We start from the raw sequence: 21,538 nt of genomic DNA, 5'->3' as shown, positions 1-21,538 counted from the left end.
ATCACATATCAATGAGATGGCCCGTAAATAGAGAATTCTGAATTACAGAATCGATAAAGCGGCTTTTGAGCTTATAAAGCTAGATTACACAGCTTTACCATCTGGAACGAATACATAACCCAAGCCCCACACCGTTTGGATATAACGGGGTTTGCTTGGATCTTCTTCAACAAGACGACGCAGACGTGAAATCTGAACATCGATAGAACGTTCCATTGCTGAATACTCACGGCCACGAGCCATGTTCATCAGCTTATCGCGAGACATTGGCTCACGCGCGTTAGTGACTAGCGACTTAAGTACCGCAAATTCACCCGAAGTAAGCGGCATAGGCTCTTCACCGCGGAACATTTCACGCGTACCTAAGTTCAAACGGAACTCACCAAACTCAACCACAGACTCTTCTGTGCTTGGCGCGCCCGGTGCTTCAATCACTTGGCGACGCATTACCGCTTTGATACGAGCAAGCAGTTCGCGCGGGTTAAATGGTTTTGGCAGGTAATCATCAGCACCTACTTCCAAGCCCACAATGCGATCCACTTCGTCACCCTTTGCAGTCAGCATCAGGATAGGCAGCGAGTTGTTTGCGTTTCTTAGACGACGACAGATCGACAGACCATCTTCGCCCGGCAACATTAAATCCAATACCATCAAGTGAAAGTTTTCACGGGTTAACAGGCGGTCCATCTGCTCACTGTTTGCCACGCTACGCACTTGAAAGCCCTGCTCTGACAGATAGCGCTCTAACAGTGCACGTAAACGAGCATCGTCATCGACCACTAAAATTTTGTAGTTTTCTTGCATGTAATGGTTCCACCTATTAATCGCTTATTGGGTTATAAGCTTTTGGGCACAGTCTAATGAGTTCAATACATTAAAAATGTAACATTATTGGAGAAAAAGTCGCCTAAATAATTGTTAACGTATGTTGCCTTTCTATATATTCTATCTTAGATCATCATTTCATTAAGTCAGATTTATGAAAACCAAACTTATCACCCGAGAAGGTTATAACAAGCTCAAAGCAGAGCATGACCACTTATGGCACGAGAAGCGTCCTGAAATTACTAAGATAGTCACTTGGGCTGCAAGCCTTGGAGATCGTTCAGAAAACGCAGATTACACCTTCAATAAGCGTTTACTTCGTCAGATCGATCGCCGAGTACGTTTCTTAAGAAAGTTCCTACCTGATGTCACGATCGTTGATTACTCGCCACAACAAGAAGGTAAGGTATTTTTCGGGGCTTGGGTCGAAATTGAGAATGATGATGGGGAAATTAAGAAGTTTCGAATTGTCGGCCCAGAAGAGATCTACGGCGATGCTAAAGGCTATATCTCTATCGACTCACCAATGGCTAGAGCTCTGCTCAAGAAAGAAGTGGATGATGAATTTACGGTAAAAACACCGGAAGGCGACAAAGAGTGGTTCATTAACTCGATTCGCTACGCAGACAACGAATAACCAAACTTAATAAATACTTAGCGATGAGCTGAGTGTTCAAGCAAACCCAAACTCCAGACAAAAGAAAACCCCGATAGGCTTTCGCCTGACGGGGTTAAGTCTCTATCGCAGCAATCCGGCTACTGTTTATCTCTTCGAGATAAGGTGCTCCCTGCATCTTTCCTTGATAGTGGCTAAATCCTTTAACCAATTTCCTTTTTGTTCATCGCCATCCTAGCGGTGTCCATTCTAGCCTGTCATCCTGACTGGCGAATCTCATCCAGAGATTGTTACTTCCTTGCTGACTACTCATCCTAAGTAATCAAATCTTCATCCTGAAGATACCTAGTCCATTAGGCTTTTTCCTGTTCCTGCCAACTCCCTGTCGACAAGTTAAATATTACGGTAATTGAGCGAGTTTCCTAGATAGTCGCAAAAAACATTTCAGGTGGGAAATACGCCCACAAACACACAATCAAATAAAATCAGCAACTTAGGTTAAGTTCAAGACGATATCATCGGTTTAAAGCGACTTAGTCTCACATCACTTGTAAGAGATCTCGCACAAAGCAGGTATCAGAAACGGAAATTCGACTTCTGACAGGATAATTACACAGCCAAAGCTAGAAAAAGCGTACGCTCACCCCCATGTATTTGTCATGATATTAAATAAGAGATTCATCGGATGAGCCAAGCTATCTGTCGACTGATCGCTGAAGAACTGAATGTTCGTTCTGAGCAAGTCACTGCCGCAGTAAACCTAATTGACGACGGTAACACCGTTCCCTTTATTGCCCGCTACCGTAAAGAAGTTACGGGTGGCTTAGACGATACCCAACTACGTAACCTTGATAGCCGCCTTTCTTATCTTCGCGAGCTAGACGATCGTCGCCAAACGATTCTTAAGTCGATTCAAGACCAAGGAAAACTCACGCCAGAACTCGAGCGTGATATCACTCAAGCAGACAGCAAGACTCGCCTAGAAGATTTATACCTGCCATACAAACCAAAGCGCCGTACCAAAGGTCAGATTGCGATTGAAGCGGGCTTAGAGCCACTTGCCGATACGTTATGGAATGAACCACAGCACGATCCGGAAACGGAAGCCACTAACTTCATCAGCAACGATAAAGGCATTGCCGATACCAAAGCTGCACTGGATGGCGCACGTGCGATCATCATGGAGCGCATTGCGGAAGACGCAAACCTGCTTGAAAAGATTCGCCAACATCTAAACCGCAATGCAGAGCTTGGTGCTCGTGTTGTGGCAGGCAAAGAGAACGAAGGTGAGAAGTTCAAAGACTACTTCGAGCATAACGAAGCTCTGAGCAAAGTACCGTCACACCGTGCGCTTGCCATGTTGCGTGGCCGCAATGAAGGCTTCTTAACACTGGCAATGAACGCAGACCCAGAGCAAGAAGAAGGTGTACGTGGTTCATACTGCGAAAACATCATCTCTGATCACTACGGCATTACCTTAAGCAGCGCACCTGCGGATGCATGGCGTAAGCAAGTGATTAGCTGGGCATGGCGCATCAAGGTTTCTATGCACATGGAAACCGAATTGATGGGCGCAATGAAAGAGCGTGCAGAGATCGAAGCGATTGAAGTATTCGCAACCAACCTAAAAGACCTACTCATGGCAGCGCCAGCTGGCCCTCGAGCAACCTTAGGCTTAGACCCGGGTTTACGTACCGGTTCGAAAATCGCTGTCGTGGATTCAACCGGTAAGGTTCTGGCAACAGAAACGATTTACCCTCACCCACCTCAAAAGCAATACGACAAATCGGCGCACGTGGTTGAGCAGATGGTTCGTCAATTCAATGTTGATTTGATTGCGATTGGTAACGGTACGGCTTCACGCGAAACCGACAGCTTTGTGGCTGACGTAATTAAACGCGGCAACCTAAAAGCGCAAAAGATCATTGTTAGCGAAGCTGGCGCATCGGTGTATTCTGCGTCTGAGTTAGCTGCAAAAGAGTTCCCGAACATGGATGTATCAATTCGTGGTGCGGTGTCTATTGCTCGTCGTCTGCAAGATCCACTGGCAGAGCTAGTGAAGATTGACCCTAAATCGATCGGTGTGGGCCAATACCAACACGATGTGAGCCAAACTATGCTCGCTAAGCGTCTAGATGCGATTGTCGAAGACTGTGTAAACGCAGTTGGTGTTGATGTGAATACCGCTTCGGCTGCGCTACTGACTCGTGTTGCTGGCCTGTCTAGCACCATCGCTCAGAACATCGTGGATTTCCGTGATGAGAATGGTCGTTTTGAAGCGCGCACGACGCTGAAAAAAGTCGCTCGCTTGGGGCCAAAAGCCTTTGAACAGTGTGCCGGCTTCCTACGTATTATGGATGGCAAAAACCCGCTGGATGCATCATCGGTTCACCCAGAAGCTTACCCAGTAGTGAAAAGCATCGCTGAGAAAAACCACAAAGACATCAAATCTCTGGTGGGTAACACAGACTTCTTACGCGGTTTACATGCCATTGATTACACCAATAAGAACTTCGGTGTACCAACGGTCAGTGACATCATCAAAGAGCTCGATAAGCCGGGCCGTGACCCTCGCCCTGAATTTAAGACAGCAACCTTCGCCGATGGCGTAAACAGTGTTTCAGATCTAGAACCGGGCATGATTTTAGAAGGTGTGGTATCGAACGTAGCGAATTTTGGTGCCTTCGTTGATATTGGTGTTCACCAAGATGGTTTAGTGCATATTTCAGCGCTCACCGATCGCTTTGTCTCTGACCCGCGTGAAGTGGTGAAAGCCGGTGACATCGTCAAGGTGAAGGTAATGGAAGTCGATGTTCAGCGTAAGCGTATTGCGCTAAGCATGCGTATGAAAGATGAACCAGGCCAAGACAACCGCGCGCAACGTTCAAGTGCACCTCGCACGCAAAACCGCCCGAACCAAAATTCACAAGGCGGACAACGCCGTCGCGAAGAGCCGCAACAAAACGCGGCGATGGGTGGTGCGTTCGCTGCTGCATTTGCTAAAGCGAAAAAATAATCCGTTAAACTGATTCACCTAAAACAAAAAACCTGCATCCCTTAGGGTATGCAGGTTTTTATTAGTGTTCAAAAAAGACATCGAAGCTTGGTTGGGTCATAAGTTTTCGATTTACAACACGACCAGCATCTCTGATGGAGCATGAGGCGCAACAGCATGACCATAATGATATTTTATGACCTTACGTCGTTTCTCCATCTGTCCCTCCTGAATCGCCGCATCTAAAACATGCTTTGGCAGGCGAAAACGCATGGTATAGCCCTTTCCTTGGTCAGCACTGTATGTTCTCAGTGCCAACAAGCTGAACAACCTATCAAAAGGATCTTGTGGCTCTTCTTGGCTAATCGAATTGGCCTCTGACTCATTCTCCATTTCATAACCAGGATGGTCTGAAGGATCCCAAGCCGACTGCTGCCTTCGCTTATCGTCCGACTTAACCTTTCGCTCTGCATTGGTTTTCGCCAACGCTACTGCGGGAGCAACAGGCTCTCGAACTCTATTATCACGCGCAACTTGCTCTGTTTGCACATTAACGGACGGGGCGATAAGTGGCACACTCACTGCAGTTGCAGGTGACACAATCATCGCGAACTCCTCAAGAATCGCCCATCGTTATTGCTATAACGCTGTTGCACTGTGAGTCAGCACAACAAGCATAGCCCAACTTACCGCAATCAGCTCAGGAGAGAGTTAGGTCTGAGTATCATGCTGTGCATTGGTTAGATTATATATCGACCAAGCCGGCGATAAATTTAGCGATTATTTTTGGGCGAAAATGACCAGTTCACTGCAAAAGGCATCGGCTTCGGTCATAAACGGCGCATGTGAAGACTGAGTAAAGATATATTGCTCGGTATGAGGCAAGGCTGCGCCTAAGTCTTTTGCAACCTTGATTGGCACCAATCCATCTAATCGACCATACAAGCGCAGCATTGGCACTGAAATCTCAGGCAGTTGTTCACGCAGATCGACATCCGACAGCATCTTTAATCCTGCCAATAATGATTCAGGGTTCGGCAACGGGCGAGACAGCACCGCTTGCTTGAGTTGTTTTACATCTTGCCTTGCTGAAGGGCTACCCATGGCTTGCAATGCCATAAAGCGTTCGATGGTGGTTTGGAAATCTTCAACTAGCTGTTCGGTGAATGCGGTTAATACGTTGGGCTGAATTCCTCGCCATAACACTGGCTCTTTAGCGGCCGCGAATTTAGGAGAACTGGCGACAGTCACCAGCTTACTCACGTAGTCTGAGTGATGAAGCGCCATGTGCGTTGCGACCAAACCTCCAAGTGACCAACCTACCCAAATCGCTTGCTTTGGTGCTTCGGCCAACAGTTGCAGGGCAATCTCTTCAAGATCTTGAGCGTGGCAGTGCGCACTGTGTCCATACCCTGGTAAATCGACAACATGCACTCGAAAATCAGCTTGTAATGCATTAACGGTTTGTTGCCATACCGCACCGTTCATTCCCCAGCCGTGAACCAGTACTAAATCAGGCCCTTGCCCAGAAACATGCCAATATAACGCGTCACTCATTCTCAATATTCCCTACTTTTTCCATCAGCGATAATCCGCGCTTTTCAGTATGGTTAGCAAAAGGAACACCATAACCCAAAAGCATCGCGAGCTATGTTATCCGATTGGCTACAAAAACACACACCACGTCTGGTCACACCTCAATGCCACCTGTGCAAACTCGATAAACTCCCCAGTGACACACATCCTCGATGGTGCAATTCTTGTCTCAAACTCTTTGAGCCAGTACCACGCTGTCAGCGATGTGGCTTAAAAACACTGACCACTGTCGAACAGTGTGGCGAGTGCTTATCAAAACCACCGCCGTGGCATCGTCTCTATTGCGTTGGGGACTACACCTTTCCTACAGCAAGTTATATTCAGCAAATGAAGTACGCTGATAAGTTTTGGTTTGCACGTGATTTATCTAAGCTATTGGCATCACGTATCGAACATCCTGCTCCGCTGATCACCAGCGTACCGCTGCATTGGCGCCGATACACTCACCGCGGCTTTAACCAAAGTCAGCTGTTAGCCAACTACACGTCTCAAGAGCTTGGCGTTAAAAGTGATGTGTTATTTCGTCGAATTCGCTCAACGGCTTCGCAGCAGGGGCTGACTAAATCCGCACGATTACACAATCTAAAGAGCGCTTTTGCGCTGCGAAAACAAGACTTTCAAGGAACTATCCCCTCTCACGTCGCGATAATTGATGATGTTGTAACCACCGGCAGTACTGTGTATCAATTATGCCAATTACTACTTGAAGTGGGCGTTAAAAGGATTGATATTTACTGCATCTGCCGCACTCCTGAGCCCTCTGGATAAAAGCTGTGAATCACTACTTGTACAGCAATCCAACAAAAAAGGGCTGAATTACAAATCTGACAGGAGTAGAATGGCGCTAATAACCTACAAATCTACTCAGGTATTCGTCGTGTCAAATATTACTATTACAGAAACAGCTCAAACTCACTTTGCCAATCTGCTGTCACAGCAGCCTGAAGGTACAAACATTCGTGTGTTCGTGGTAAATCCAGGCACACAAAACGCTGAGTGTGGTGTTTCTTACTGCCCAACAGATGCTATCGAAGCGTCTGATACAAAGCTTTCTTTCGAAGCATTCTCTGCATACGTAGATGAACTAAGCCTACCATTCCTAGACGAAGCTGAGATTGACTTCGTGACTGACAAAATGGGCTCTCAACTAACGCTTAAAGCACCAAACGCTAAAATGCGTAAAGTATCTGATGATGCACCACTTGTAGAACGCGTTGAATACGCAATCCAAACACAGGTTAACCCACAGCTTGCTGGTCACGGTGGTCACGTTAGCTTGGTAGAAATCACTGAAGACGGTGCTGCTATCGTTGCATTCGGTGGCGGTTGTAACGGTTGTTCTATGGTTGATGTAACGCTAAAAGAAGGCATCGAGAAAGAACTTCTTCAACAATTCGAAGGTGAACTGACTGCTGTTCGTGACGCAACTGAGCACGATCGTGGTGAGCACTCTTACTACTAATTACTCAGTTAGTAGAATCACTGATTAAAAAGGTTGATGCGCAAGCATCAACCTTTTTTGTTTTAGGGCTAAGTGGATACGCTCCCCCTATGCTCTTGTATTCCTAAACGAAATAACCCGAATTCTCGGTTGGTTACCATCTTAAGTAAGGTATTCAAGTGATCGCAATCGGTTCCTGCTCTAATAATTCTCGGATATGAAAACTCGGATCTAGGAACTCAACGTCATTTCCCCTATATTAGAATGACTTTATAAGAAAGAATTCCAATGAGCTAAGGAGCGAGCGCAATGACAAAAAGGACCAAGCCAGAGATTTTGGCTCAGCAAACTGTCGCTCAATCAAAACTATTCTCTATCGAGTCTCTCGATTTACGCTTTTCAAACGGCGAACAGCGCACTTACGAACGCATGAAGCCTAGCGGCCGCAACGCAGTAATGATGGTTCCGATTACTGAACAAGGCGATATTCTGTTGGTGCGTGAGTACGCAGCGGGCACAGAGCGCTATGAACTGGGCTTTCCGAAAGGGCTTATCGACCCAGGCGAGCAACCAAACGAAGCCGCCGTTCGCGAACTTAAAGAAGAGATTGGCTTCGGTGCCAACAAGCTGACTCCGCTAAAGGAAGTGATCCTTGCGCCCTCTTACTTCTCTAGCAAAATGACGCTGTTTATCGCAGAAGACCTCTACCCAGAAAAGCTAGAAGGTGATGAGCCAGAGCCACTCGACATTGTGCGCTGGCCACTTGCTCAAGCCGAAGAACTGTTAACACATCTCGATTTCTGTGAGGCTCGTAGTATTACAGCCCTGCTTTTAAGCCTTCGTGTATTAAACAATAACTAGAATATTCAGGCTCGCTCTAAGAGTAAGAGAACATTTATGCCAATAACAAAAGATTTGTCTCACCTCCTACCCTCTGTCATTGAGATTGCTCGCTCTGCTGGCCAACTCATCTTAGAGATCTACGAGAAAAAAGATTACGAAGAGTTCACCAAGAGTGATGACACACCTGTCACCAGTGCCGATCTAGCAGCGCATAAGCTGATCTCGAAAAAACTCAGTGAGCTCACGCCTGATATTCCAGTGTTGTCTGAAGAAGCTGCGGACATCAGCCTAGAGCAACGTTCTCAGTGGGATCGCTACTGGTTAGTTGACCCACTGGACGGTACCCAGGAGTTCATCGCACGTAGTGGTGATTTCGCGACAATTATCGCCCTAATCGAACATAACAAGCCAGTAATGGGGGTGGTATACGCACCCGTTTCTGGTGTGAGCTATTACGCTTACAGTGGCAAAGGTGCTTGGAAGATCCCAGACCTTAATGACAGCGTGAAAATCAAAACGCATCGTCACGAGCTGCCAAACCAGTCAATCGCCATGGCGATCAGCCGTCGCCAAGACATCAATCGCATCACTAGCCGTATGAGCTCAGCATGGAATTATGATTTGGTTCCTCTAGGCTCAGCAGCGCTTAAGGCATGTTTAGTAGCAGAAGGTGCTGTGGATTGTTATCTGCGCCTTGGACCAACCGGAGAGTGGGATACAGCCGCAACACAGTGCATTGTTGAAGAAGCTGGCGGACGTATCTTAAGTACTCAACTAGAGCCGCTTTCGTACAATGAAAGAGAAACGCTAGAAAACCCGAACTTCATTGTACTCGGTGATGCAGACTTACCGTGGGCAGAGATCTTACAAGGTAAAGACTAGGCGAATTTGCTTCGCTGTAGCTCTAATGATTCAAACAAAACGGGCACCTCAATGAGGTGCCCGTTTTTTATATCTCGTAATTTAGTAGCTCTTAGCTGTTTAGCTAAAAACGCCCTTGATAAGTAAACTGGTACTTACCTTGGCTATCAGGGTTGCCCAACCACTTAAGCTGACTCTGCATCGCTGGCGGGAATTCCGCACCCGGCTTAAACCATGCTGCCGAAGTGTAGCGTTGGTTAGGTGTTACGCTCGCTGAGAACTCACTGTCTACCTGATCGCTCTTCTGAGTGCCTTTCGCTGCAATGGTGCTGTCTTCACAGGTTATGTCTGCAATCACAGGGCCAAGGTCTAGCGAACCAACAGGAGAGTCGACTGCAGCACCAGACCAAGCCAGTGTACCTTCGCCAGATTGACACCAAGGCTGAGCGTGAACCGCATGCTTAATCGTCAGCTCAACTTGTCCACCAATAGAAACTGGGACCGGAATGGCTGGAGCGTATTTCATCACGTTCATAGCAGGCATTGAAGCCACTAAGTTTTCTGCATACGCGCCGCTCATGCTGTACCCGACACGCCCTTTACCTGATAAGTTCATGTCACTGTTACGACCAAAACGAACCGCTAGTTCTGCTTTGGCTTGAAATAACTTAGAAAACTGGAAGTCCCACTGTACTGAACCGTAATTAATGCGCTGCCACACGATATTGTTGGCGCTGCCTTGCCAAACGGTGCCCTCAACGCCTTCGATACTCAAACCGCGTACAGCAGGTGCCTGCTTGAGAGCAAAAGAAGCCGGCAAGTGCAGCAACAAGCTAACCGAGAAAAAGACGATAAAGATGCCACTGAAGAGCAGGCCATACTTAAAAGATAAACCGCGTTTCACATTAACCTCGTTTAAACTGTAGTCGGTTGACGTCAATAACCCCAGGGTTATCAGAGCGATCAATATCCATAAACTCGACCTCAACACCCTGTTTTTCTTTCAGGTATGTAAGCCAGTCAACGAACTTATTAAAAGGCACAGGTTTTACCCACACTTGCAACATCTCGCCACGTGGTTGTACACGTATCAGCTCGATATTAAAGCGACGCATAGAAGCAGGCACAGATTGATTCAAAGGTTGACTCGCACTGATGCTGCCACTGCCTCTTAGCTCAACCACTTCATTGGCTTTATTGGTTACCCAAGCCAGTAGTTGCTTCTCGCTTTGAATACGGCTCTGCGCGAGTTCAGCTCGCTGACTGAGTGGCTGGATTAACCCCCAATAAACGACACCGACCACCAATAGAATTGAGCAACCAATAACTAATCGTTGCTCTCTTTGACTTATTGAAGTCCACCACGCTTGGAGTGGCTCAATCATATTTCTCATCACTGATCTCCTTACGCAGGTTATTGATGGGGTTTAAGAGTAAAGCTGCCAAATACGGCATCGCCATTACGGTTTAATGGACCTTGTTCGACGGTAAACTTCTCTTCTAGCTTCACTCTCGCGGTCTCAAAATGTTGGAAGTCAGAACTTTTCGCCTGAAGTCGAATCTCAGAACGATTACCATCGTAGCGAATGCTTTCGACTTCAATTGATTTCACCTGACCTAAGGTTTCCGGCAGCAACGCTAACCACCCCAACAAAGAGTCACCATCGCCTGAGCCGCCATATTTCTTGGCTTCATCGTTCATCTGGCGCTTAAGGTAGCTCACCGTCGGAATACGTTGTTTACCTGGCAGCACAGTCCTAAAGATACGCTCACTCTCCATGCGGTAGGCTTGTGCTTGAGCTTCGTATTGCTGAACCTTCAACACCTGTTGAGTCACAATAACAGCCACCAGCAAACAAGCAGCAATCGCGACTTTCTGCCATACACGCCAATATTTACTGAATGAAGATTTGGTTTTAAAGGTGCCAGTCAGTAAATTTACGCCGCTTGTGATCGCTTGTTGGCTCAGCAAAGACATTACCAATTCAGCAGGCTTTGCTTGCCAATTCGCGCCGCTTTGCTGTTGAATGTCTTCGTTCGGCATCGTGGTGTAGCTGAAGATAGTCGTCGCTTGCTCTTCGTCATCAGCAACAACCCAATCACTTTGCAAAAACATCGGTAACCATGCTTCGCTGATCGATACCGCTTGATAATTGCCTTGGCGTAATAGCCAATGCTGGTCGATCTGTAATGCACTGATACCTTGCTCTTCAAAAGGCACGGCCAGTGTATCTGGCAACACCTTACGGAAGATAATATTGGCTTCGCGAAACAGGTCTAACGCTTGCTTTAACCATTCACGATCGACACCACACACTGTCGCGAGCGTTGCGTCTTTATCTAAAATAGTCAGGTGTAAGTCTTCGATATCTTGTGCGACTTCGTCTTCTAATAAAAACGGCAGCATAGAATCGAACTGGCGAGCAGCACCTTTCGGGATCTCAACACGCTTAATTAAGCATTCATTTCCCGGCAATAAAGCGATACAGCTGCGCTTTTCAGCGTAAGGCGTTAACTCATCAAGCTGCTCCCAGCTAGACAGTTCGCCACTTGCTATCACTTCTTGTTGGCTTGTCGACCAAACTAACCACTGCACAGGGCTTTGTGGTTCGCTACTCAGTCGAACGGTCAGAAACTCGCTCACTGATTCCTCCAAAACGACGGCGTACTACCGTCACTGTTTCTCGATTACTACTATAGAAAAGCGTCCGTATACGTACACGTGACTGCTCAACTAATACCTCTGCATCTAGCTCAAAATAGGCGCTATCTACAGTTAAATATGCTTTCGCTTTTTTGCTGACTTCGGCACTCACACCCACAATGGCAGGTTCAGCCATAAACGCATCCACCGTATCCCAGCCATCGAATGGGCGTTTGTCTATCAGCTGTTTGGCATCCGATTCACTTAAGCCGGGGGCAAACATCGCTTCCAATAACGGCGCCTGCTTTTCCGTAAGAGTATTCACATTCAAACGGAAATCGTCGCTCGGCAGAGCACAAACAAAGGGGCGAACCTTATTCATCACCTCACCCGTGACTTGATAAACCGCGCGTAGCTCGGACTCATCGGCCATTAAGCCATTCGCTGCCAAATAAGATGGCTTCATCGCCTCATAAGTACTGTCTTCGACACCTGCTGAAGAGGTGGTTCGGGTATCACTATCAACAAATTCCCAGCTTGAATGTGCGATAACCTCGGCCTGATAAGGCTCAACATCTTGGTTTTCCAACAAGGTTTGCCAAACCGTAATTAAATAAGGTGTTTGGTTACTTGAAGTCGTCGTCACACCAGCCAACGCATTGAGATTAAAACATGCCTGAGCATCAACAATACGGCCCTTAACTTGACCATAATCCAATGGGTATACCTGTTCTTCTAATGCCCATGGTTGACTCAAGTTGACGGTATCACTGTCTTTGTAGCTTTGCCTAATACCGTCTTGCACCAGCGCTTCTACACCAATGCTGTACCAGTAAGCCTGTTGGTAATTCAATTGATTGCCAACGCGCTTGAATTGAGTAAACAGGCGTTCCGACATACTGCCAGCGATGGTTGCCATGATCGCCAGTAGCATCAGGATAATGATCAGCGCAACACCACGCTGCTTGCGCCCCATGGCAGACCTTGACAGTGCAAGCTTATTAGTTCGATGAGTCATTATTCCCCTCATTACTACTTGAAGAGTCACTGTTTGAAGAATCATCGGCCTGATCTAGCGTGCCACCTGGGGTGAGATAAATACGCTCTATCTCACCGTAATCTTTCAAGGTTAGCTTCAACCTTACCGCTTTCGGTAGCGATTTGTCGGTTTGCCACTCTTTCCCCCAGCGGCTTCCGTCATAAAACTCGAATTCCAAGCTTTCAACATCATCAAGCAAAGGCGTAATCACACCTTCTTGACCTGCAGGGGTATCGGGGTAACGCCACCACACACGCTCAAGCGTTTCTTCTTTAATGCGGTAACCCACTTTGGTGACTTCTCCGCGAGGAAACTGCTGCTGTGGGTTATGCCAGCCAAGGCGAGTAAACATGATGCCAACGCTGTCGGAATCCAGTAAATACTCTTTAATTAAGATCAGCTTAGATGATGCTTCTTCACCGTTGGTACGAAATTGTCGTACCGCCATCTGGCGAAAATCATTATCTAAAATGACTAAGCTACGTTGCAGTTGATTTAAACGAGCACTGCGCTCGATTGAAAGCTCGTTGCTGCGCTGAACCTGATTGACTACCTGATAAGCCGCCATGCTTAACGTGGCAAAGATAGCGATCGAGACCAAAACCTCAATTAAGGTAAAGCCTCTCCCTTTCGAAGATAGTCCTTGTTTACGAGGCACACGCTTATTGGCGAACATGCTCTTAGTTGACCACATGCTTTTAATTAACCACATAACTGCGCACCGTGACCACTGGAGAAGCTTGTTTACTGGTTGCCACACTCACATCAAACGCCTTTAATAAATCATCGCTAGTATCGATTGGCGTGACCTTCCAAAACCACTCTCTCTCGGCCAACTCTTGTGTGCCCTGCGCTTTTTTTAGCTTCTCAGGATGCAGCATCACCAAAGCCATTTGATTATCAACGACCATAGCAGCGAAGGTTTTTTCTTCGAGATAACTGAGGGTATTGATGTGCTGAGTGACAGCACGAATCACACTGATCGCGGCAGTCGCAAAGATAGCGAGCGCAACCAATACCTCAAGCAGCGTCATTCCTCGAGAACCAAGGGTCATACCACGAGAACGATAAGGAGAACGGTTATTCCTCTTCATCTTCTTCTCCCGGTTCTTGCAGTCGAATCACACCATTGTCCAATACTCGAATTCGCCAACCATCTTGTATGGTGTCTCCGGTATTTGGATAAAACGACAATACAAATGGCGTCATTTCAGCACTCGACAAGATGTAGATCTGTGGTGGTTTCGGCTTCTTTTCCTCTTCAAGATCAGCAAACATATCTTCATCAAACAAGCTTCCTGGGTTGAACAACCGATCATCGTCTTCCCATGCGCCACCACCTAGGGTCAGTGACAATGCGAGTTCTTCCGGTAATTCAGTTAAAGAGGGAATTTTTTCAAAGTCGACTTCTTGCCAGCCTTCAGACTTAAGCGCCATCAGTACATAGGTCGATTTCTTTTCATCAACACGAACGCCAAAATCCAAACCACTCAAAATAGCCTCTTCATTGAGTAATTGAACTCGCTGATAAAAGCTTTGAGCGTATTTTTTAGCAACATCTTTGCTATTGGTAGGAATGGTCGCGATCACCGCGACCGCCGTTACTGACAGTAATACCAACACCAAAAGAATCTCAATCAAGGTGAAACCTGGCTGTGTTTGCTTAGTTTTCACCTTGTAGACTCCATCTGTTTACGTCCTACCATCAATAACGTTTCAAACGACAATAACGAATCAAACAATAAGCTGAAGCTTATTGGAAATCCTGCATGTTCCAGTTGCCGATATCCGCAGCAATACCTTCACCACCTTCTTGGCCATCAGCACCAAGAGTGAAAATATCGATAGTGCCGTTATCACCAGGGCTTAGGTATTGGTACTCGTTACCCCATGGGTCGTTTGGCAGACGCTTGATGTAGCCACCGTCGCGGTAGTTGCGAGGCTCTGGGCTGCTTGGCTTAGAAACCAATGCATCAAGACCTTGATCCGTTGTTGGGTAAACGCTGTTATCCAGTTTGTACATATCTAGCGCGTTCTCTAGCGCCACGATATCAGTGATGGCTTTTTGTTGGTCAGCCTTCTCTTTGTTGCCCAATAGGTTAGGTACAACAAAGCTCGCCAATACGCCAAGGATAACCACAACAACCATCACCTCGAGTAGAGTAAAGCCTGATTGTTTCTTCATTCTGTTTTTCATTATTTTCTCCAAATTACAGACAGCGAGTTGAAGGTAATAATGTCCTTCTTCTCGTTAATCCAAAAACTAACGTCTTATGAGCAGTTGATTAACCACTCATCAAATTATTCATTTCAAGCATCGGCATCAGAGTCGCCATCACAATGAACAGCACCAAGCCTGCCATCAAAGCGATAAGTGCTGGCGTAAAGATACCTAACGCGATATTCACCGTCGATTCAAAGCTTTGGTCTTGGTTGTCCGCCGCTCTTGTCAGCATCTGTTCCAACTGACCACTCTGCTCACCACTGGCGATCATATGCAGCATCATTGGAGGGAAGAGTTTGGTTTGATCGAGCGCTTTACGTAGGCTTGCCCCCTCTCTAACACTGTCTGACGCCTGCAGTACTTGCTGCTTCACATGGTGATTCGACATCACATCTACCGCCACCTTCATCCCTTCAAGGATAGGAATCGCACTCGAGGTACAGATAGAGAGTGTTCGTGCAAAACGAGAGGTATTAATCCCTTTCGCGATCTTGCCGATGAGTGGAATGCTTAATAGCTTGCGATCCCAACTCATACGAACACCCGGCTTTTTCAGCGCGGTCTTAATCAACACAATCACACCGATGATCAACAACAGTAATTGGATGCCCCAATTCTGGATAAATTCACTCGATGCCAATAAAAATTGTGTCGATTGAGGAAGTTCTTGGCCCATTTGGATAATTGGTTCAACGATCTTAGGTACCACGGTTGCCAGCAGGAACGAAACAATCGTCACCGCAAACACCACCAGCACCACAGGGTAGATCATCGCTTGCAGCAACTTAGAACGCATCTTCTGACGGTTTTCTGCGTAATCGGCCAGTCGCTCCAATACCGCATCTAAGTGACCTGATTTCTCACCAGCTGCTACCATGGCCCTAAACAGTTCATCAAAGATGTGAGGGTAATCAGCCAAGCTATCGGCTAGCGAATAACCTTCCGTTACCTTCGAACGAACCGCCAGTAACATGGTTCGAATACGTGGCTTTTCAGATTGCTCGGCAACGGCCTTCAAACACTCTTCTAGCGGCATGCCTGATTGCACCAAGGTGGAAATTTGGCGAGTAATCAAAGCAAGGTCTGGCGTGCTGATACCACGCTTAAAGCTGGTCGAAGGCTGAGCACCTTTCGCAGTTTTGGCCTTAGCTTCGGTCATCTCAACCGGCATCAAGCCTTGTTCCTTTAAGCGTTGGCGAGCCTGACGAGCGTTATCCGCTTCAATCGAGCCCTTTTTGCTTTTACCCTTCGCATCCAGTGCTTTGTATTCAAATGCCGCCATACTAGACTTCCTTGGTCACGCGCATCACTTCTTCTAGGGACGTTACCCCTTTCAGAACTTTGCTCAAGCCATCATCTCGAATACTTGGTGTTGTGCCACGAATTGCTTTCTCAATCGCCTGTTCGCCAGCTTCACTATGAATCAGCTCTTGCACCGAATCGTCAATCATCAATAGCTCATGAATACCGGTACGGCCTCGATAGCCTTTGTGGCTGCAGCTTTCACACCCTTTGGCATGGTAAAGCGTCAGGCTGTCTTTCTTCTTAAACCCAAACAGTTTTTTCTGTTCTTTATCCGCTTCGTAAGGTTCTTTACAGTCGTTACACAGGGTGCGAACCAAGCGCTGAGCCAAAACACCCAGCAGCGAAGAGGAGATCAAGAAGGGTTCGATGCCCATATCACGCAGACGCGTGATCGCACCGATTGCCGTATTGGTGTGAAGAGTCGACATTACTAAGTGACCGGTTAAAGAGGCTTGAACAGCGATCTCTGCGGTCTCCAAGTCACGTATCTCACCAATCATTACCACATCGGGATCTTGACGAAGAATGGCACGTAAACCACGCGCAAAGGTCATATCAACCTTAGGGTTTACCTGCGTTTGGCCAATACCATCAATATCAAATTCGATTGGATCTTCAACGGTTAAGATATTTCGCTCGTTACTGTTGAGTTCTTGCAGGCCAGCGTACAAGGTCGTTGATTTACCAGAACCCGTAGGACCGGTAACCAAGATAATGCCGTGTGGGCGCTGAATAAGCTTACGGAAGTTTTCGTGGTTCTCAGCCGTCATGCCTAAACTGTGCAGGTCTAGACGAGTAGCGTTCTTATCCAACAGACGCATTACCACACGCTCACCGTGCGAAGAAGGCATGGTTGATACACGAACATCGACCGCTCGGCCACCGATACGCAAAGAAATACGACCATCCTGTGGCACGCGTTTTTCTGCAATATCCAACTTAGCCATAACCTTTACACGCGAAACCAACAGCGGAGCCAGTTTACGGCTCGGCGCTAACACATCACGTAACACACCATCAATACGGAAACGGATAGACAGTGACTTCTCAAAGGTTTCGATATGAATATCCGAAGCACCTTCTTTGATCGCCTCACCCAACATCGCATTGATTAACTTGATGATTGGCGCATCGTCTTCCGATTCGAGCAAGTCTTCGTCTTGTGGTAGCTCTTCTGCTAGTGAGAAGAAATCGTCGTTGTCGGCACCAATGTCTTCCATTAGCTGACGAGCTTCCGACGAGTCACGCTGATAAGCATCGGTCAGTTTTTTATCAAATTCGTCTGCGTTGATCGCTTGTGGCGTGAAGCCATTTTTCACCACACGGCTTACTTCAATGATCGCTGCCGATTTCAGAGGCTCCACATAATAAAGCACCGGCGCACGTTCTGGGTGCTGATACTCCAACACCATCTTGTAGCGATTCGCAAAGCTAAACGGCAAGCGCTGATAAGTACGTGCCGCCCCTACCAATTCAGCCATTATTCTGTTTCCATTTGATCGATGAAGGCTTGGATTTCAGCCGGGTGATTCATATCGGCACCAAATTTAGGCAATACAGGGATATTATCGTCATCCAACAGTTTCAAACCTTGCTCAGCCTTGTACAACTGCTCAGCTCGGATGAAGTTGTATTTACGCTGAGTGATACCATCCGCCGTCATGCCATCACGAATAATGGTTGGCTTAATGAATACCATTAGGTTCTTTTTCTCAACCTGAGTACTGGTTGATTTGAACAAGTGCCCTAGCACTGGGATATCACCCAAGAATGGCACCTTAGATTCACTCTCTAATGCACGCTCGTCAATCAAGCCACCAAGCACCAACATTTGGCCATCTTGAACAATCACCGACGTATTCAATTGACGCTTAGCAAAACGCACATCAACCGCGCCATTTGCGCCTAATACGTTCGATACTTCTTGTTCTATTTGCAGCTGAACTGAGTCACCTTCGTTGATTTGTGGGACTACTTTTAGCTTGATACCCACTTCTTTACGTTCAACCGTTTGGAATGGGTTATCGTTACTTGAACCTGCCGTTGAACCAGTTAGAACCGGGACCTCTTCACCCACAATGAACGACGCTTCGCCGTTATCCATTACGGTAATACTTGGAGAAGATAGGATATTTGAGTTGGAATCGGTTGCTACCGCACTGATCAATGCAGTCCAGTCGCCCATCACCACACTCATTGCAGCGCCATTAACGCCTGAAAGAGCTGAGGCTAAGGTTGAATAGTCGCCAGATTCAGTCACGCTATATGGAACTCGATTGCCATTATTATCAGTGTAATATTCAGTACTAGTTTGGTCTTCTGCTTCTTCTATACCAACCATAACATTACCAATCGATGCTCCTGTATTGCCATACTGAATCACTGCACCCGTTTCTAGATTACCCCATTGCACACCAAGGTTAACGCCGTCACCTTCTGCCATTTCAACAATCAAGGCTTCGATCAATACCTGAGCACGACGAATATCTAACTGGGCAATAACATCTTGTAGAGCATTCATGATGTCTGGCTGCGCTGTAATTACCAAAGAGTTGGTATCACTGTGAGCTGAGATCATTACTTGGTTGCGTTGCGATGAACTGCCTTTGGTTGATGATTGTTTCTCTTGTTGCAGGTTATCCGACACGCCTTTCAGTACATCGACTAAGTCTTCTGCTTTTGCATACTTAAGATAAATAACTTGGTTGTTGCCCTTGGTTGCCATTTCGACATCAAGCTGCTCGATTAGCTTTCTTAGGCGGCTACGAACCTTAGGGTCACCAGAAATAAGAATCGCATTGGTACGTTCATCGGCAACCAGTTTAGGTTGTAGGAATGCAGGCGTATTCTTCGCATCTGTGGTTTTACTTAGAGCATCAACAATGCGCACCATCTCTGCCGCTGAAGCGTTCTTTAGCTCAACAACTTCAATCTCTTTATCACCCGCTTGGTCAACACGCTTGATGATTTCAGCTAAACGGTTTACTACCGCCGCTCGGCCTGTAATAAGGATGATGTTGGCTGGGTCGTAGTGCACAACGTTACCCGCGCCAGCATTGTCGTTCAGTTGACGAAGCAGAGGAGAAAGTTCACGAACCGATACATTACGAACCGTCACTACCCGTGTCACTACGCTATCGCCAGTGATCGAATCACGGTCACCAACAACAGGGATTGCCGAAGTTTTCGAATCTTTAGCTTTGATGATCTTAAGAACACCCGAGTCCATTTCAACGACCGCGTAGCCATACACCTCTAATACGTTTAAGAAGAAGCTGTAATATTGCTCTTCATTCAATACGTCGTAGCTGCGTACATCGATTTTTCCGCGCACCGATGGATCAACGATGATGGTCTTCTCTAGGTTACGACCAACAATATTAATAAACTCTTGAATATCAGTGCCTTTAAAGCTGGCACTAAAATCACTCGCGATGGCTGCGGGTGTGCAGATTAAGCTTCCTGCCAATAACCATGCACTTTTCTTAAACCAATGCTTCACGTACTTCTCCTACACTTTCGTCCTTCGTTAGACGCAAAGTTTTAAAATTCAATAAACACTTCATGTTGTTGACCATCTCTCTCGACGACGAGGTTTAACTCTGTCAGCTCGGAGATAGAACGGAATATGTTGCCCATAGCGGCGGGGTCAGTCAGGTCTTGACCATTTAATTGAGTAGCAATATCTCCGTTTTGGAGCCCTACTGAGTTAAAAAGTTCTGAATCTTTGCCAGGGCTCACACGATAACCAATAACGCTATCGTCGCGCTTCACCTGAGACAGTCGAACATATTGGAAGATTTGTTGCGGATCTTTCATTATTTTCGCTTTAATTTCATCAAGCTTCTCTTCTGCAGAAGCCGGGTTATTACCACGAACTGAAGAAGAGCTACGAGGTGCAGCAGGCGCTGATACGGCCAGACGCTTGTACTCAATACCTTCAAGCATCAAGGTTTCGTCTCGTCCTGAGTTATCAATGATTACGCGATCGATTAATACCGCTTTTAGCTTGGCTCGGGTGCCTTCAATCTCTTCATTAATCCCGTAGGTCGCTTGCGTGCCGCGATTGGCGATCACTGCTAAGCTCAGTTTTGGATTTGAGCTCGCGACTGCGCCCACTAAAACGAGGTTTAAACGCGTCTTAGGCGCATCTTGGATAACTTGCTGTTCAACCACAGCGGGCGTGCTTGGGTTATAAGCACCAAACATGTTGCTCTGCTGCAAAGAAGAGATATCAAGGGTCGATTGAGGTGCTGAAGACGATGAAGCCGTTGCTACCCAAGGCACGACGGTTTGCTCGGCAGGTTCGATAAACCATGCAAGCTGTCCTAAAATCCATGCGGAGGTTGCAATCAATACACAGCAGGTCGCTAGGCTTAGTTTCTGCTGAAGTAAAATTCCATTCTCTAATAAGCGGCTCAACATAGGAGAACTCCCCACGCGATTCTTGAGCTCTAAAAAGTTCACTTTCCTAGTCCCTTTTCATGACGACAAACGCTGCAAATCATTAAACTTTCAGCTTTTTTATTCATTCGTTCGATACCAAGCTTATTTAAGCAATAAGATCCTGAACTATACCATAGCAAATCGATAAATCGGTATAACATGGCTATTTTGTATTATGACTTGAAAAAAATGACAACCGCCTCCACTTTAAGCTTCTACTTAATGTGATAAGCATCATCAAAAACATGTTGCGCACTGTTCATTACAGTTAAACCGCATTCATTTCTCACTTAATAAGGCACAGCCCTATATGAAAACTGCTAATGAAGCTGTCAGACTCGATAAATGGTTGTGGGCAGCTCGTTTTTACAAAACCCGGTCTATTGCTCGCAACATGGTCGATGGTGGTAAAGTCCACTATAATGGTCAGCGCAGCAAGCCAAGTAAAATTGTCGAACTTGGGGCTGTGATTACACTGCGCCAAGGTAATGAAGAAAAGACGGTAACGATCGAGAAAATCTCAGCCCATCGTGGTGGAGCTCCGATCGCTCAAACCCTCTATGAAGAAACCACCGAGAGTTTGGCAAAAAGAGAAGAGTTTGCGACACAACGTAAACTGAATGCTCATAACCCAGCTCCAGAGCGTCGCCCTGATAAGAAGCAACGTCGTGACATCATCAAGTTCAAGCATCAATAAGCTAGA

Annotated in this window: 22 protein-coding genes; 7 read left to right on the top strand and 15 right to left on the bottom strand. The window is 46.7% G+C overall.

Annotation, left to right across the window (positions count from 1 at the left end; genetic code table 11):
* Nucleotides 1-84 precede the first annotated feature (84 nt).
* On the bottom strand, nt 85-804 hold the full coding sequence (gene ompR, locus AB6E85_RS06595; RefSeq protein ID WP_009848007.1) for a two-component system response regulator OmpR: 720 nt from the start codon (nt 802-804) through the stop codon (nt 85-87).
* Nucleotides 805-979: 175 nt separating this feature from the next.
* Here ompR and greB point away from each other — a divergent pair, with 175 nt between their 5' ends.
* Together greB and AB6E85_RS06585 are read left to right on the top strand one after the other, a co-directional pair.
* Nucleotides 980-1,462 carry a transcription elongation factor GreB gene (greB, locus tag AB6E85_RS06590; protein WP_017062470.1) on the top strand — a complete coding sequence of 161 codons (483 nt, stop codon included), beginning with the start codon at nt 980-982 and terminating at the stop codon, nt 1,460-1,462.
* Between the two features lie 664 nt (nt 1,463-2,126).
* A complete protein-coding gene (locus AB6E85_RS06585; RefSeq protein ID WP_372141944.1) occupies nt 2,127-4,457 on the top strand; it encodes a Tex family protein in 2,331 nt (776 codons plus the stop codon).
* Between the two features lie 111 nt (nt 4,458-4,568).
* Here the strand turns inward: AB6E85_RS06585 and AB6E85_RS06580 are convergent, their stop codons facing one another.
* Nucleotides 4,569-5,042, bottom strand: a complete 474-nt coding sequence (locus AB6E85_RS06580) for a hypothetical protein (protein WP_048618565.1) — start codon at nt 5,040-5,042, stop codon at nt 4,569-4,571.
* Nucleotides 5,043-5,216: 174 nt separating this feature from the next.
* Nucleotides 5,217-5,993, bottom strand: coding sequence for a pimeloyl-ACP methyl ester esterase BioH (gene bioH, locus AB6E85_RS06575; RefSeq protein ID WP_372141943.1), 777 nt, complete (start codon nt 5,991-5,993; stop codon nt 5,217-5,219).
* A 93-nt stretch (nt 5,994-6,086) separates the two neighbouring features.
* On the opposite strand from bioH, the gene AB6E85_RS06570 reads away from it, so the two are divergent.
* From AB6E85_RS06570 to cysQ, 4 genes are all read left to right on the top strand, one after another.
* On the top strand, nt 6,087-6,800 hold the full coding sequence (locus AB6E85_RS06570) for a ComF family protein (protein ID WP_372141942.1): 714 nt from the start codon (nt 6,087-6,089) through the stop codon (nt 6,798-6,800).
* Between the two features lie 109 nt (nt 6,801-6,909).
* On the top strand, nt 6,910-7,494 hold the full coding sequence (gene nfuA / locus AB6E85_RS06565) for a Fe-S biogenesis protein NfuA (RefSeq protein ID WP_029405734.1): 585 nt from the start codon (nt 6,910-6,912) through the stop codon (nt 7,492-7,494).
* A 288-nt stretch (nt 7,495-7,782) separates the two neighbouring features.
* The gene (gene nudE / locus AB6E85_RS06560) at nt 7,783-8,334 is read left to right on the top strand and encodes an ADP compounds hydrolase NudE (RefSeq protein ID WP_019826462.1); all 552 of its coding nucleotides are present in this window, start codon (nt 7,783-7,785) and stop codon (nt 8,332-8,334) included.
* A gap of 36 nt (nt 8,335-8,370) precedes the next feature.
* Entirely contained in the window at nt 8,371-9,198 is an 828-nt protein-coding gene (gene cysQ, locus AB6E85_RS06555) for a 3'(2'),5'-bisphosphate nucleotidase CysQ (RefSeq protein WP_048612454.1), read from the top strand.
* Between the two features lie 103 nt (nt 9,199-9,301).
* On the opposite strand, the gene AB6E85_RS06550 is transcribed toward cysQ, so the two are convergent.
* The 12 genes from AB6E85_RS06550 to gspC form a co-directional block, all read right to left on the bottom strand.
* Complete coding sequence (locus AB6E85_RS06550; protein ID WP_086971629.1) at nt 9,302-10,081, bottom strand: type II secretion system protein N; 780 nt, start codon at nt 10,079-10,081, stop codon at nt 9,302-9,304.
* Nucleotide 10,082: 1 nt separating this feature from the next.
* Nucleotides 10,083-10,571, bottom strand: a complete 489-nt coding sequence (locus tag AB6E85_RS06545) for a type II secretion system protein M (RefSeq protein WP_061039834.1) — start codon at nt 10,569-10,571, stop codon at nt 10,083-10,085.
* Between the two features lie 20 nt (nt 10,572-10,591).
* On the bottom strand, nt 10,592-11,821 hold the full coding sequence (gene gspL / locus AB6E85_RS06540; protein WP_372141938.1) for a type II secretion system protein GspL: 1,230 nt from the start codon (nt 11,819-11,821) through the stop codon (nt 10,592-10,594).
* Nucleotides 11,790-12,839: a type II secretion system minor pseudopilin GspK gene (gspK, locus tag AB6E85_RS06535; RefSeq protein ID WP_372141936.1), complete on the bottom strand. Its 1,050-nt coding sequence runs from the start codon at nt 12,837-12,839 to the stop codon at nt 11,790-11,792. Before gspK ends, gspL begins: the two co-directional genes overlap by 32 nt.
* On the bottom strand, nt 12,823-13,572 hold the full coding sequence (gspJ, locus tag AB6E85_RS06530) for a type II secretion system minor pseudopilin GspJ (RefSeq protein ID WP_086971637.1): 750 nt from the start codon (nt 13,570-13,572) through the stop codon (nt 12,823-12,825). Before gspJ ends, gspK begins: the two co-directional genes overlap by 17 nt.
* Nucleotides 13,559-13,954 carry a type II secretion system minor pseudopilin GspI gene (gene gspI, locus AB6E85_RS06525; RefSeq protein ID WP_048618578.1) on the bottom strand — a complete coding sequence of 132 codons (396 nt, stop codon included), beginning with the start codon at nt 13,952-13,954 and terminating at the stop codon, nt 13,559-13,561. The genes gspJ and gspI overlap by 14 nt, the downstream gene beginning before the upstream one ends.
* Nucleotides 13,941-14,534 carry a type II secretion system minor pseudopilin GspH gene (gspH, locus tag AB6E85_RS06520; RefSeq protein WP_372141934.1) on the bottom strand — a complete coding sequence of 198 codons (594 nt, stop codon included), beginning with the start codon at nt 14,532-14,534 and terminating at the stop codon, nt 13,941-13,943. Before gspH ends, gspI begins: the two co-directional genes overlap by 14 nt.
* A 79-nt stretch (nt 14,535-14,613) precedes the next feature.
* Entirely contained in the window at nt 14,614-15,057 is a 444-nt protein-coding gene (gene gspG, locus AB6E85_RS06515; RefSeq protein WP_017062485.1) for a type II secretion system major pseudopilin GspG, read from the bottom strand.
* 88 nt (nt 15,058-15,145) lie between these two features.
* Entirely contained in the window at nt 15,146-16,366 is a 1,221-nt protein-coding gene (gene gspF, locus AB6E85_RS06510; protein WP_048661299.1) for a type II secretion system inner membrane protein GspF, read from the bottom strand.
* A 1-nt stretch (nt 16,367) separates the two neighbouring features.
* Nucleotides 16,368-17,870, bottom strand: coding sequence for a type II secretion system ATPase GspE (gene gspE / locus AB6E85_RS06505; protein ID WP_372141932.1), 1,503 nt, complete (start codon nt 17,868-17,870; stop codon nt 16,368-16,370).
* Entirely contained in the window at nt 17,870-19,891 is a 2,022-nt protein-coding gene (gspD, locus tag AB6E85_RS06500; protein ID WP_372141931.1) for a type II secretion system secretin GspD, read from the bottom strand. The genes gspE and gspD overlap by 1 nt, the downstream gene beginning before the upstream one ends.
* A 41-nt stretch (nt 19,892-19,932) precedes the next feature.
* A complete protein-coding gene (gene gspC, locus AB6E85_RS06495) occupies nt 19,933-20,814 on the bottom strand; it encodes a type II secretion system protein GspC (protein WP_050652711.1) in 882 nt (293 codons plus the stop codon).
* Between the two features lie 331 nt (nt 20,815-21,145).
* Between gspC and hslR the strand changes: the two genes are divergently transcribed.
* On the top strand, nt 21,146-21,532 hold the full coding sequence (gene hslR, locus AB6E85_RS06490; protein ID WP_048607611.1) for a ribosome-associated heat shock protein Hsp15: 387 nt from the start codon (nt 21,146-21,148) through the stop codon (nt 21,530-21,532).
* The last annotated feature ends 6 nt before the right edge of the window (nt 21,533-21,538 follow it).

It is taken from the genome of Vibrio sp. 10N.247.311.51, assembly GCF_041467855.1.
Lineage (GTDB): Bacteria > Pseudomonadota > Gammaproteobacteria > Enterobacterales > Vibrionaceae > Vibrio > Vibrio coralliirubri.
This window is presented reverse-complemented; position numbering and strand designations above follow the sequence as displayed.